The organism is Inhella inkyongensis (assembly GCF_005952805.1).
In the GTDB taxonomy this organism is placed as follows: Bacteria; Pseudomonadota; Gammaproteobacteria; order Burkholderiales; family Burkholderiaceae_C; genus Inhella; species Inhella inkyongensis.
Genome location: NZ_CP040709.1, coordinates 1,539,704 through 1,552,241 on the forward strand (window position 1 = coordinate 1,539,704; position 12,538 = coordinate 1,552,241).

Annotated in this window: 14 protein-coding genes; 3 read left to right on the forward strand and 11 right to left on the reverse strand. The window is 66.5% G+C overall.

The window, feature by feature from the left end; all coding sequences use genetic code 11:
- Window positions 1-12 precede the first annotated feature (12 nt).
- From FF090_RS07495 to FF090_RS07505, 3 genes are read left to right on the forward strand one after another with little or no spacing between them, the layout of a single operon-like run.
- The gene (locus FF090_RS07495; RefSeq protein WP_175423568.1) at window positions 13-1,236 is read left to right on the forward strand and encodes a sensor domain-containing diguanylate cyclase; all 1,224 of its coding nucleotides are present in this window, start codon (window positions 13-15) and stop codon (window positions 1,234-1,236) included.
- The gene (locus tag FF090_RS07500) at window positions 1,220-3,205 is read left to right on the forward strand and encodes a TonB-dependent receptor plug domain-containing protein (RefSeq protein WP_175423569.1); all 1,986 of its coding nucleotides are present in this window, start codon (window positions 1,220-1,222) and stop codon (window positions 3,203-3,205) included. Before FF090_RS07495 ends, FF090_RS07500 begins: the two co-directional genes overlap by 17 nt.
- Window positions 3,202-3,717 carry a YfiR family protein gene (locus tag FF090_RS07505; protein WP_175423570.1) on the forward strand — a complete coding sequence of 172 codons (516 nt, stop codon included), beginning with the start codon at window positions 3,202-3,204 and terminating at the stop codon, window positions 3,715-3,717. The genes FF090_RS07500 and FF090_RS07505 overlap by 4 nt, the downstream gene beginning before the upstream one ends.
- Here the strand turns inward: FF090_RS07505 and fliR are convergent, their stop codons facing one another.
- From fliR to FF090_RS07560, 11 genes are all read right to left on the reverse strand, one after another.
- Complete coding sequence (gene fliR / locus FF090_RS07510) at window positions 3,718-4,482, reverse strand: flagellar biosynthetic protein FliR (protein ID WP_138856130.1); 765 nt, start codon at window positions 4,480-4,482, stop codon at window positions 3,718-3,720.
- Between the two features lie 162 nt (window positions 4,483-4,644).
- Window positions 4,645-4,914: a flagellar biosynthesis protein FliQ gene (fliQ, locus tag FF090_RS07515; RefSeq protein WP_138856131.1), complete on the reverse strand. Its 270-nt coding sequence runs from the start codon at window positions 4,912-4,914 to the stop codon at window positions 4,645-4,647.
- An 8-nt stretch (window positions 4,915-4,922) separates the two neighbouring features.
- Window positions 4,923-5,663 carry a flagellar type III secretion system pore protein FliP gene (fliP, locus tag FF090_RS07520; RefSeq protein ID WP_138856132.1) on the reverse strand — a complete coding sequence of 247 codons (741 nt, stop codon included), beginning with the start codon at window positions 5,661-5,663 and terminating at the stop codon, window positions 4,923-4,925.
- Complete coding sequence (locus tag FF090_RS07525) at window positions 5,660-5,983, reverse strand: FliO/MopB family protein (RefSeq protein WP_138856133.1); 324 nt, start codon at window positions 5,981-5,983, stop codon at window positions 5,660-5,662. The genes fliP and FF090_RS07525 overlap by 4 nt, the downstream gene beginning before the upstream one ends.
- A gap of 169 nt (window positions 5,984-6,152) precedes the next feature.
- The gene (gene fliN, locus FF090_RS07530) at window positions 6,153-6,617 is read right to left on the reverse strand and encodes a flagellar motor switch protein FliN (protein WP_138856134.1); all 465 of its coding nucleotides are present in this window, start codon (window positions 6,615-6,617) and stop codon (window positions 6,153-6,155) included.
- Window positions 6,607-7,611 (reverse strand): flagellar motor switch protein FliM, encoded by a 1,005-nt coding sequence (gene fliM, locus FF090_RS07535; RefSeq protein WP_138856135.1) that lies wholly within the window; start codon window positions 7,609-7,611, stop codon window positions 6,607-6,609. Before fliM ends, fliN begins: the two co-directional genes overlap by 11 nt.
- Before the next feature lie 112 nt (window positions 7,612-7,723).
- Window positions 7,724-8,326: a flagellar basal body-associated FliL family protein gene (locus FF090_RS07540; RefSeq protein WP_138856136.1), complete on the reverse strand. Its 603-nt coding sequence runs from the start codon at window positions 8,324-8,326 to the stop codon at window positions 7,724-7,726.
- 92 nt (window positions 8,327-8,418) lie between these two features.
- A complete protein-coding gene (locus FF090_RS19160) occupies window positions 8,419-8,850 on the reverse strand; it encodes a flagellar hook-length control protein FliK (protein WP_175423571.1) in 432 nt (143 codons plus the stop codon).
- Between the two features lie 1,010 nt (window positions 8,851-9,860).
- Window positions 9,861-10,325 carry a flagellar export protein FliJ gene (gene fliJ / locus FF090_RS07550; RefSeq protein WP_138856138.1) on the reverse strand — a complete coding sequence of 155 codons (465 nt, stop codon included), beginning with the start codon at window positions 10,323-10,325 and terminating at the stop codon, window positions 9,861-9,863.
- A gap of 1 nt (window position 10,326) precedes the next feature.
- On the reverse strand, window positions 10,327-11,760 hold the full coding sequence (gene fliI, locus FF090_RS07555; RefSeq protein WP_246071543.1) for a flagellar protein export ATPase FliI: 1,434 nt from the start codon (window positions 11,758-11,760) through the stop codon (window positions 10,327-10,329).
- The gene (locus tag FF090_RS07560) at window positions 11,760-12,536 is read right to left on the reverse strand and encodes a FliH/SctL family protein (RefSeq protein WP_246071544.1); all 777 of its coding nucleotides are present in this window, start codon (window positions 12,534-12,536) and stop codon (window positions 11,760-11,762) included. Before FF090_RS07560 ends, fliI begins: the two co-directional genes overlap by 1 nt.
- Window positions 12,537-12,538 lie beyond the last annotated feature (2 nt).

The window sequence follows — 12,538 nt, forward strand, 5'->3', positions numbered from 1 at the left end:
CCGTCGCGCCCGATGTCGCTGGTTCGGCGGCTTACGCACCTGAATGTGCTGGTGCTGGCCGTGGCCATGTTGCTGAGTTTTGCCATGATTTTGGGCATGGCGTATTGGACGGCGCGGCAGCTTCAGCGGCAGGCGGCAGAGGCGGCTGCTGCCGTGTTGGCGCAGAACGTGGCACCGATGGTGGCGTTCCAGGACCGCGCCAGCGCCAAGTCCATGTTGACCGATGTGGCACGGCGTACCGATCTGCTGGAAGTGAACATCGTCGATGCCCAGGGGCGCTTGTTCGCTGCGTGGACCAGCAAGATTCCTCAGCAGGGTTGGCTGCCTTGGGTACAGCGCGAATTCACGGTGGAGCTGGCCCTGCAATTGCCGGAGGAAAAGGTCGGTCGCATGCGCTGGCGCGAGTCGCATGCAACGCTGGAGAACACTTTGCTGCGCATCGGCCTGATCGCCTTTGCCATGTTGCTCGGCATCCTGATCGTGGCTGCGAACGTGTTGAGCTGGGTGCAGCGCCGGGCCTTGGCGCCCCTGGTGGCACTGTCCGACCTGACCGAGCGGGTGGCGCAGCAGCAGGACTACACCCTGCGGGCGCGCGCACTTCGCAATGACGAGGTAGGACGGCTGGCCGAGCGTGTCAATGAAATGCTGCGCCGCATCCAGGTTTGGCATGAGGATCTGCATGCGCAGTTGCGCGATCAGCGCGATGTGGGCCAGCGCATGAAGGCGCTGGCGCACCGGGATCACCTCACGGGTCTTCCCAACCGCCTGTCCTTTGACCTGGAGTTGGAGCGCCAGCTGGTGGAAGCCCAGCGACAGCGCCACGGCGTGGGCCTGCTGTTTGTCGACCTTGACCAGTTCAAGCCCGTCAACGATCGGCTGGGCCATGAGGCCGGCGATGCCGTGCTGATTGAAGTGGGGCGGCGCATGTCGGGTGCGCTGCGTGCGGGCCAAGACAATTTGTTCCGACTTGGTGGCGATGAATTCGCGCTGCTGGTGGCACCCTTGGCCGACGCCCACGCGCTGGAGCACCTGGCGCAGCGCCTGTTGCAGGCCTTGCTGCCGCCGATGAATCTGTTGGGTGAATCGATTCAGCTGGGAGCCAGTATTGGCGCGGCCATCAGCCCAGAGCATGGGCGGGACGCCGCGCTGTTGTTGCGGCGCGCCGATGCCGCCATGTATGCGGCCAAGTCGGCCGGGAAAAATTGCTATCGTCTGGCCGATGCCGCGTCCGCCTAAACGATGTTGGATTGGCCTGAGCGCCCTGCTGTGTGCAGCTTGGGGCGCGCCGGCACAGGCCAGCACGGCGGCGGATGAACCGGGAGATCTGGCCGATCTGCTGCGCCAGTCGTTGAGCCAACCCAGTGCGGAGCTCGCCGTCAGCACGGCCTCGCGCATGGCGCAATCGGCGGCCCAAGCGCCTGGCGTCACCCATGTGGTGACCCAGCTGGACATCCAACGGCTGGGCCTGCGCAGCCTGGCCGACATCCTGCAACTCTTCCCAGGCGTCTATTTGCGGGAGGACAGCCTGTTCACCAAGCTGGGCGTGCGCGGCGTCGGGCGCCCGGGCGACCTCAACAGCCGGGTGTTGTTCCTGCTGGATGGCATGCGCCTGAACGAGAACATCTTCGAGGCCGGGCAGATCGATCAGGACTTCTTGGTCGATGTCAGCCTGATCGAGCGGGTCGAGTTCAGTCCGGGTCCGGGCTCTTCGCTGTATGGCACCAATGCCCTGCTGGGGGTGGTGCAGGTGGTCACCAAGCGGGCGGATCAGCTGCATGGTGCCCAGATCGGCTCCAGTTGGAGTGGCCGTGGCAGCTGGCGCAGCCACGCGGCCTATGGCTTGCGGCACGAGTCCGGCGCCGAGTGGTGGTTGGCGGCCAGCGCGCTGGAGTTTCCCGAGCAGCGCTATCCCGCTGACTTGTCCGAGCGCCTGCAAACACTGTTGCGGCGCTTCAACTGGGACCGCAGCAAACGTTTGAATGGGCACTGGCAGCAGGGCGGACTGTCGCTGGCCGCCGGCGTGGTGGATCGGACCCATGGCTTGCCGGAACCGGTGGAGAACGCTGCGGGCAATTTCGTGCTGATGCAGAAGTTCGATCGCACCACCATCCGTTACGGGCAGTTGCGCTGGGAGCAGGCGCTGAACGCCGATTGGCAGATGGAGCTGGGCTGGTCGACGCAGAGCTTGCGCTACCGCCTGGATGAGCCCTTCCTGACCTCGCGCGATCAGCCACGCATGTACCGCTTCGAAACGCTGGGCCATTGGTCCAACGGCGAAGCGCGGCTGTTGGGCAATTGGGCGCAGGACCATGAGCTGATGCTGGGCCTGGAAACCCAGCGCGACCACCGGCAGCGCATTCGCTTTGAGGTGCTGGGTTTGCCCCCCGATGACCTCGAGCGGCGTTCGGAACGCTGGGGCTTGTTTGCCCAGGACAGTTGGCGGATCAGTGCCGGGCATCGCCTCACGCTCGGTTTGCGGCATGACCGCGCGGCGGGGGATGTGGCCGCGCGCACCAGCCCGCGCGTCGCCTATGTCTGGCACGACGAACAGGGCCGCAGCCTCAAGCTCAGTGTCGGCAATGCCTTTCGTGCTGCCAATTTCAATGAAAGCCTGAACAACGAGATCCAGGACGTGGCGGCGCCGCCCCCCGAGCGCCTGCGCAGCCATGAGCTGCTGTGGGAGGCCCGACTCACGCAGGGCTGGCGTTACCGCGCCGGCCTGTTTGACACCCGCATCCGCAATCTGATCGATCAGGATCCGGACTCCGGTCTGTACCAGGCCAGCGCGCCGGTGCGCAGCCGTGGCGCCGAGCTGGAGCTGGATGGCCGCTGGGGCCAAGGCGGCTCGGCCTTGCTGAGCCTGGCCTGGCAGCAAAGCCGCTATGCCGATGGGCAGGCGCTGTCCAACAGCCCCGCGCGCATGCTCAAGCTGCGTCTGACCCATCCGGTGGCCGAGTCCTTGCGCGTGTCGCTGCACGGCCGGGCGCTCAGCCGCCGTGTGGTGGCGGGCCGCGAGTTGGCGGGCTATGGCCTGCTCAATCTGCAACTGCTCTACCAGCCAACGCGCCAGCTCGACATCAGCCTGGGCGTTAACAACCTGCTCAATCGGCGCTATTTCGACGCCCCAGGCAGTAGCGGCGGCAACCCGGTTCCGCATGAAGGCGGACAGGCCCATCTGGGCTTTCAATGGCGCCTCGACCCATGAAGGCCCGCGCCGCGCTCTGTCTGGCAGCCGCCCTGGCCACCAGCCCGCTGTGTCAGGCGCAACTCGGTGTGGATGCCGATGCCCAGCTGCGTGCGGCCTTTATCTATCGCTTCGCCCAGTTCACTCAGTGGCCGGCTGATTCGTCCGGCATGAACCTGTGCATGGCCGGGCCGGGGGGCATGGAGGAGGCGCTGCGCCAGCTCGGCGGCCGCTTGGTGGCCGGGCAGCCACTAAACTTCCGCGTGGTGGACTCGCCGCGGGAAGCGGCCAGCTGTCAGGTGCTGGTGCTGGGGCAGAGCGACCCCGCCACGCTGCGGCGCTGGTTGCAGGGCCTGGGCGATGCGCCGGTGCTGGTGGTGGGTCTGGTGCCCGAGGCGCTGCGTGCTGGGGTCAGCATCGCGCTGCTGGCCGAGCCTCAGGGCCTGGCCTTCAGCATCAACCACAGCGAGGCCAAGCGGCGCGGATTGGCCCTGTCTGGACAGATGCTGAAGTTGGCGCGCGAAGTCAGGTGATCAACTAAAGGCCCCCAGCAGGCGCGCCAATGTCTGCTCCAGCGGCACCTGCATCAAGGGCAGGGTGGCCACCAGGCCTAGAAGGCCCAGGCTCACCGTGATCGGAAAGCCGACCGCAAACACATGAATCTGCGGCGCCACCCGCGACACCACGCCCAGCGCCAGGTTGACGAACAGCAACAAGGCCACCACCGGCATCGCAATCCATAGCCCCGCGCGGAAGATCTCGGCGCCCCAGGTCTGCGCCTGGGCTGTGCGCAAGAAGGCGAAGGGCTCGGGCCCCACCGGGAATGCATGAAAGCTCTGGGCCAGGGCCTGGATGAGCATCAGATGACCATTGCCCACCACGAACAGGAAGGCCACCAGGGTGCCGAAGAAGCGCGCCGTCGCAGTGCCTTGCATGCCGGTGCCGGGATCAAAGAAGCCGGCGAAGTTCAGGCCCATCTGCAAGCCCACCAATTCGCCGGCGAACTCCAGCGCGGCGAAGACCACGCGCACCGCAAAGCCCATCGTCAGGCCGATCACCAGTTGTTGGCCGATCAGCAAAAGCAGCAGCGGCAGGCTGTCCAGTGGCAGCACCGGCATCGGCGGCAGGCTGGGCTGGGCCGCCACGGCGAAGAACAGGGCCAGCCCGATGCGCACCCGCATCGGCACATTGCGCTGACTGAACAGCGGCATGCCGGTCAGCAGGGCCAGACAGCGCAGAAAGGGCCAGAGCAACGGCGCGAGCCAGGCCAGGATCTGTGCTTCAGTAAAGCCGATCATGGTGGGGGTGCGGGCGCCGGGCCGCTCCCAAGCCCGCACGTGCCAAGGCCCCCAAGATGGGCCTTGGCCCTCGCTGCGGGTCGAAGCTGCCTCAGGCAGCTTCTCGCTCGCAGCTCAGCCGCCTTGGAGGGGGCGACCGCAGGGAGACTGGGGGCCATAGGCTCAGCCCACCGCGCTCGGAATGGCCTGCAGCATGCGCTGGATGTACTCCACCAGGGTGGTGATCATCCAAGGCCCGGCAATGGCCAGGGTGGCCATGGCGGCCAGCATCTTGGGCACGAAGGACAGCGTCGCCTCGTTGATCTGGGTGGCGGCCTGCAACACGGAGATCGCCACCCCCACCACCAGCACCACGATCAGAATCGGCGCGGCCACGATCATCAGCATCCACAGCGCCTGTTGACCGAAAGTGAAGACCTGTTGAGCATCCATCGGGGGCCTTAAACAGAGAAGGACGCGGCGAGTGAGCCGATCAGCAAATTCCAGCCATCGGCTAACACGAACAGCATCAGCTTGAAGGGCAGGGCCACCAGCACGGGCGAGAGCATCATCATGCCCAGGCTCATCAGCACGCTGGCCACGATCATGTCGATCACCAGGAAGGGGATGAAGATCAGGAAGCCGATCTGAAACGCCGTCTTCAGCTCGCTGGTGACAAAGGCCGGCACCAGCACCTTGAAGGGCACCTGCTCGGGCTTGAGCGCGGGGTCCACCTTGCCCAGGCGGGCGAAGAGCGCCAGATCGCTCTGGCGCGTCTGTTTGAGCATGAAGGCGCGCATCGGCACCTGGGCCTTGTCCAGCGCCTGCTCGAAGGACATCTGACCGGTGGTGTAGGGCTGCCAGGCCTCGGCATACACGCGATCCAAGGTCGGGCTCATGACAAAGAAGGTCAGGAACAGAGAGAGCCCGATGATGACTTGATTGGGTGGCGCGGCCTGGGTGCCCAAGGCCTGGCGCATCAGCGAGAGCACGATCACGATGCGGGTAAAGCCCGTCATCATCAGCACTACAGCAGGCAAGAAGCCCAGCGCGGTGAAGAACAGCAGGGTCTGGATGGGCACCGAGTAGCTGTTGCCACTGGCGCCCTGGCCGATCAGCAGCGGCAGATTGCCGCCGCTCTGGGCCCAGGCGGAGCCGCTCAGCAGCAGAGCGACAACACAAGCGATTGGCCGAGCTCTCATGGCGTTTTCTTGGCCTTGGCCAGCAGAGCCGAAAAGCTGGGCGCGGCCAAGGGGGTCGGGCTGGGGCAGTGCGCCGGGTCCAGCTCGGTCAGCAACTGGATTTGCTGGCCGCTGACGCCAATCAGCAGGCAGCGGCGCTCTTCACCTTGCCCGGTCTCCACCGTCAGCAGCTTCTGGCCTGGGCCGATGAAGGTGCTGCCAATCACCCGCACCCCGGACTGCAGTCCGGCCACTGGCGTGCGCTTGAGCAGCCACAGCGCCAGGGGAATCAGTGCCAGGATGGCCAGGAACCAAAGGGCGGGTGCCAGAGAAGGGCTCATGTCGGCCATTCTCGAAACTGCTTGAGCCCCCCGATCCGCAAGTAAGCCAGGCTAAAGCAGCGCAATTCCGGGCAGTCAAAGAAGATACGGGGCCACCGTGGAACTGGCTTCGCCAGGCCACTGGTGGCGCCCCCTGGGGGGAGGCGGCCTCTTGGGCCGCTTCGGGGGGTCAACCTTTGGACAGTCTGCGCATGCGTTCTGACGGCGTCACGATGTCGGTCAGGCGGATGCCGAATTTGTCGTTCACCACCACCACCTCGCCCTGGGCGATCAGGTAGCCGTTGACCAGCACATCCATTGGCTCACCGGCCAGCGCGTCGAGTTCCACCACCGAGCCCTGCGCCAACTGCAGGATGTTCTTGATCGGGATGCGGGTGCGGCCCAATTCAACTGTCAGCTGGACGGGGATGTCCAGGATCATGTTGATGTCGTTGCCGCCGCTGGGCAGGGTGGTCGGGGCAAAGCTGGCGAAGCTGGCCGGCGCGACCTGCTCGGGCTTGACCTCGGTGGCTGCCGAGTCAAAGACATCGTCGGCCGCGTTGCCAGACGGGCTGCTCTCCGCCAGCGCGGCGGCCCATTCGGCCGCCAGGGCGTCTTGGTCGTCGCCGCCCGTGTTGGGTTCGTCAGGCGTCATGGCGCGCTCCCAGCCAGGTATCGGTGGCCCCGGTCAGCATCTCGTTGATCTTGATGGCGTATTTGTTGTTGCTGGTGCCGTAGTGGCAATCGAACACCGGCACGCCGTCCACCTTGGCCTTGATCATGGGATCGAGGTCCAGCTCGATGAAATCGCCGGGTTTGAAGGCCAGCAACTGCTCGATGGTGGCGGGCGCGGTGCCCAATTCGGCCACCAGCTCCACCTCGGCGGCTTGGATCTGCGTCTTGAGCAGATTGATCCAGCGTCGGTCGGGCTCGGTGCTGTCGCCCTGCGTGGTGCTGTAGAGCACGTCGCGGATGGGTTCGAGCGTGGAGTAGGGGATGCAGAAGTAGATCGTGCCGCTGGTCTCACCCACTTCCAGTGTGAAGCTGGTGGAGACCACGATTTCGCTGGGTGTGGCGATGGTGGCGAACTGCGGCTGCATCTCGCTGCGCTGGTAGTCCAGCTCCAGCGGATAGATGCCGCGCCAGGCCTTTTGGTACTCGGCGCAGATCACTTCGACCAGGCGCAGGATCACCCGCTGTTCGGTGGGCGAGAAGTCGCGGCCTTCGATGCGCGCGTGGAACTTGCCGACGCCACCGAACAGCGAATCAATGACGGCAAACACCAGGGTGGGGTCACAGACGATCAGCCCGCTGCCGCGCAGTGGCTTGACCGACATCACATTGAAGTTCGTGGGCACCACGATTTCGCGCAGAAAGTGGCTGTATTTCTGCACCTTGATGCCGCCGATGGCCACTTCAGGGCTCTTGCGGATGAAATTGAACAGGCCGACGCGGATGTTGCGGGCGAAGCGCTCGTTGATGATTTCCATCGTGGGCATGCGCCCACGCACGATGCGTTCCTGGCTCGCAAGGTTGTACTCGCGTATGCCACCTTCAGGAACCTCTTCCTCTTCGAGCTTCTGACTCTCACCGGTGATGCCCTGCAGCAGCGCATCAACTTCGTCTTGCGACAGGATTTGCTGGTTCATGCGGAGTCTCCGGCAGCGCGCCTTTCCATCAAGCGGCCACGAGGGAACCGGCTTTGCCGGGCCCTAGGTGGCGCCCCCTTGAGGGGGGGGCGCGAAGCGCAACGGGGGTGGGTCACTGGACGATGAATTGAGAGAAAAGGACGTTGGAAACCGGCAAGACAGGCGGCGCGGCCTTCTTCTTTTTCTTCTTCTTTTTCTTCGGCGGCGGGTCTTCTTCTTCGGGTTCTTCTTCGTCGATCTCGATTTCAAAGCCCAAGGGGCGCACGGCCTCGCGCAGGATTTCCTTTTGCAGCCGCTCCTTGCCTTCCTTGGTCAGCAGCTCGGTGGCGCTCTTGTGCGAGAGCACCATCAACACGCCCGAGCGAATCGAGGGCATGTAGTTCTTCAGCATGTCGGCCGTCTTCTGATCGACCACCTCCAGGGTGATGCCGATCTGGGCGTAGCGATCAACCTCCTTATCCGTCAGGTTGACGGTGAAGGGGTCGACCGGCAGGAAGACCGGGGGCGTGCCCGGCTTGGGTTTGGCCACCTCCACATGGGCGGCGGGCGCCTCGGCCTCCTCGCCCTCTTCGTCGGCAGGCGGCTTTTTCTTCATCAGCAACAGGGCCGCGGCGCCGCCGGCAACGACCAGCACCAGCACGATCACGATGATCATGATGAGCTTCTTCTTGCCGCCTCCGGCGGCAGCGGCGTCAGCTTCTGGGGCGGTGGCCATGCAAACTCCTGGAATAGGGGGCGCACACAGAGCGCGCCACCTTCATTATTGGCAGCTCGCCGGCCCGGCAATCGTTGGATCTGGACGGGTTTTCAAGCATAGAGATCGAGCAGCCCGCGCCGCTGGCTGGCGCGGGGCGTTTCGCCGCTCAGTAAGTGACCCTCGCCGGCACCCTGTAGGGCCGTGCGGCGGCCTGTTCCAGGGCTGGCTCGCTCATCGGAGCGGGGGCCGTCGCGACCGTTCGCGTGATCCTGGATGTCGCTACGCCCCAGGCTCAGGCCTTCTTGCTGCAGGGCGGCCACCAGGTCCGAGAGGCTGTTCTGCAAGGCCTCGCGGGTTTGCGGGTGCTCGGCCACGAACTGCAGCTGCGCTTCCTGCCCTTGCATCTGGATATGAACCTGGATGGGGCCGAGCTCGGAGGGGTGAAGTTGCAATTGGGCCTGTTGCAGGCCCTCGCGGGCCCAAACCGACACCTGGGCGCCCAGTTCGCGACCGAACTCGGCTTGACCCGGGCGGCTGGCCATCAGGGCGCTCGCGGTCGGCGCGGAGGGGATCGGGGTCTGGCCTAGAGCGTTGATGGAAGGCGATGGGGCGGCAAGCGGGACCGCGCTCCCTGGGCTCGGTGTCGCCAAGTTCGAAGGCGACGGCCCGAGGGTTTCGGTCTTCGCGGATGCTGTGTCGGGCAGGGGCTGCGCCTTCGCTGTCGGCAGGGGCGTGAGGGTTGCCGTGGGCTCTGACTGCGTCTCTAGCGTTGTCGCTAGGGTGGGTTTGGCCTCGCGAGTCTGGCCCTCCAGGTTGGCGCCGCGATTCTTGATGGCGGGCGCCCCTTCGTTGGGGTCGACTGTCTCGGCCAATGCGGCTGACGAAGTCGAAGCGAGCCGGGCCGGCGTCGACTGAGTTGTTGTCGGGCTCGCTGGCGAAGGTGTTCCGGCTACCGGGCCACGCCCCACTGAAAGGGCGGCCTGCAGGCGCTGAGCGCTTGGGGAAAGCTCAGCGGCGGTGGACTGATCCTGCGCGTGGGCGCTGGCCTTCGCCAGGAGCTGGGTGCTCTGTGCCGCGACTTGTTCAGTGTGGGAGCCATCCGCAGCGGTCTCAGTGGCTGGCACCGGGACCAGCGCAACGGCCATATCGGGCTGCTCTGGGATGGAGTCGGTCTCCTTCGAAGCCTTGGCTTTGATCTTGCCTTCAGATTCAGCCACCTCTGCTGTGTTCAGCGCGGTCGGGCTTTGATCCTTCCCGTCCTTCACCGGACCCCGTTCATCCGCGGTCTGCGCCTTGGGCGCGGCGGGTGGCTGGGGGTTCGGGCGTCGCTGCGCCACAAGGGGGCGCTGCGGCGTCGGGGCAGCAGAGGGCTCTTGCCTGGTCGACTCGGGCGACGCCGCGGGTTCGGGTCGTGCCGGGGCGATCTCGCGGGCCAAGAGGGCGGCAAAACCTGCGCCGGGCTCGGCTGATGCGCGCTCGCTGCGCGGCGGCATGATTGGGGTGGGCGCAGCGGTGGTACGCGCCGGACCGTTGGCGTGGGTGGCGTTGGGCGTCATGGATGTCCTGCACTGTGCGGACCGCGTGCGCCCAAGGCGCTGCGGGCGGCCCATTCGTCGGTGATCTTCTGGTCTTGGCGCTCCTGCTTTTGCAGCAGCTCTTGCTGGCGCCGCTCGATGAGCTTGCGCAGGGAGGCCAGGCGCAGTTCGCGCGCCTGCAGTTCCGCGCGGCAGGTTTGCAGGCGTTGATCCAAGTGCTGGATCAGCTGGCCTTGCTGACCGATGGCTTCCAACAGACGCTGGCCATAGCTCTGGTAGCAGCGCAGGGTCTCGATGCCCAGGCCGCTTTGCCCCTCGTTGTGCCAGCGCTGGTGGTACTGCCCGTCGAAGCGGCGCAGGTCGTCGATTTGCGCCTGTGCCCGGCCCAGCCGGGTCTGGGCCTCAGTGCACTGTGCCAGCGCGGCGTCGCGCTCGCGTTCGGCCTGCTCCAGCAGCAACATCAGGGTGCGCAGCTCGGCCACTTCAAGTCCCTTGGTTCAGCACCGCGCTGAGCTGGGCCACGGCCTGGCTCAGCGTGGCCGGGCTGTGCATGTCTTGTTGCAGCAGGCGGTTCATGTCGCCGTGCAGGCGCACGGCGGCGTCCAGGTCGGGGTCATGGCCCGGGGCGTAGGCGCCCAGCTGGATCAGGTCGCGCGCCTTGTTGTACTTGGCCAGCAGCTGGCGGAAGCGCCGTGCCTGGTCGATGTGCTGGCTGGGAGCCACGGCCGGCATCACGCGGCTGATGGAGCGCTCCACATCGATGGCCGGATAGTGACCGGCCTCGGCCAGCTCGCGACTGAGCACGATGTGGCCGTCCAGGATGCCGCGGGCGGCATCGGCAATCGGGTCCTGCTGGTCGTCGCCCTCGCTCAGCACGGTGTAGAAGGCCGTGATGGAGCCGCCGCCTGCCAGCCCGTTGCCACTGCGCTCCACCAGCATCGGCAGCTTGGCAAAGCAGGAGGGCGGGTAGCCCTTGGTGGCCGGGGGCTCGCCAATCGCCAGTGCGATCTCGCGTTGTGCCTGGGCATAGCGGGTCAGGCTGTCCATTAGCAGCAACACATGCTGGCCCTGATCGCGGAAGTGTTCGGCAATGGCGGTGGCGTAAGCCGCGCCCTGCATCCGCACCAGGGGAGGGGCGTCGGCCGGCGCGGCCACCACCACCGAGCGGGCCAGGCCCTCTTCCTCCAGGATGTCCTCAATGAATTCCTTGACCTCCCGGCCGCGCTCGCCGATCAGGCCGACGACGATGACATCGGCGGCGGTGTAGCGCGCCATCATGCCCAGCAGCACCGACTTGCCCACGCCGGTGCCGGCAAACAAGCCGATGCGCTGGCCACGCCCGACGGTCAGCAGGGCATTGATGGCGCGCACGCCGGTGTCCAGCGGTTTGCGCACCGGGTCGCGATCCATGGCGTTGATGGGCCGTCGCAGCATCGGGCCCCGGCCGACATCCTGCAGCGGGCCCTGCCGATCCAAGGGGTGGCCGTGGGCGTCGACCACGCGGCCCAGCAGGCCAGCGCCCATGGGCAAATGCAGGCCGCGGTCGGCGTCGCGGCGCCAGGGATGGCGGGCCTCGCCCAGACGCGGCGGGCGCGGCGGCGTGTTGCGCGGCTTGACGCGGGCGCCGCTGGCCAGGCCGTGCAGCTCGTCGGTGGGCATCAAGAAGGCGCGGTCGCCCGAGAAGCCCACCACTTCGGCGCGTGCCGGTCGGTCGCCCGGCCGGGCATCGGGCATCTGGATCTCGCACATCGAACCCACCGGCACCTGAATGCCGCTGGCCTCCAGCACCAGACCGGCCACGCGGGTGAGCTTGCCGGCCGGCTCGAAGGGCAGGGGCTCGCGGGCGTGGCTGTGCAGGTCGGCCAGAAACTGGCCCCAGCGCGCGGTGCGGGCCTTGGGGTCCATCTGTCCGTCCATCAGTTTTCTTCCACCAGCCCGTCGCCGGCTTCGGGTTCATGCCAGGCGGAGTGGGTGCCCAGTTGCTGGGCGGCCAGCTGCCAGCGCTTGGCAATCAGGGCGTCGACACTGGCAATGTCGGACTCAATCTGGCAGCCGCCGCGTTCAATGCTGGGTTCGCCCACCAATTGCGCGCCGCGGCTGCGCAGCGCGTCGGCGGCGCCGGCCTCGACCAGAGGCAGATCGGCAGGATTGACATAGACCCGCACATGACGGGCACTGAGCATCAGGGCCTCGACGGCGTCGTGGGCGATGCGGGCTATGTGCTCCGGGTGAATTCGCAACTCTTCGCGCACCACTTGCTTGGCCAGCTCGACGGCGCTGTGCGTCAGCGCTTCGGCCATGCGCGCTTCGAGCTCGCCAAACGCGGCATCAAAGCTCTGCACCAGGGCGCCGAGCTGAACGGCGACCTGGCGCGCGTGCTGGGCCTTGAAGGCCTCGGCAGCCGCATTGCCATCTCGATAGCCGTCCTGGTAGCCGGCCTGGCGGGCGGCGGCCAAGAGCTCGCGCGGATGTGGAGGCGGGGGGGGCGGGGGCTTGGGTTCGGCCTTGGGGGCTGGCGCGCTGATGGGGGGCCGGGCGGTTTGCTGGTCGCCCAGGCTGTCGGGCTGCCAAGCCTGGGCGCCCTCCAGTTCCTCTCTGGGAATGAAGCGCCCATAGCTGGGCCGGTTCTCGGCCCCGAGCGGCGGCGGCACATTGCGCACGGTCTTGGCGTTCATGGCGCGGGGTTCCCACATGG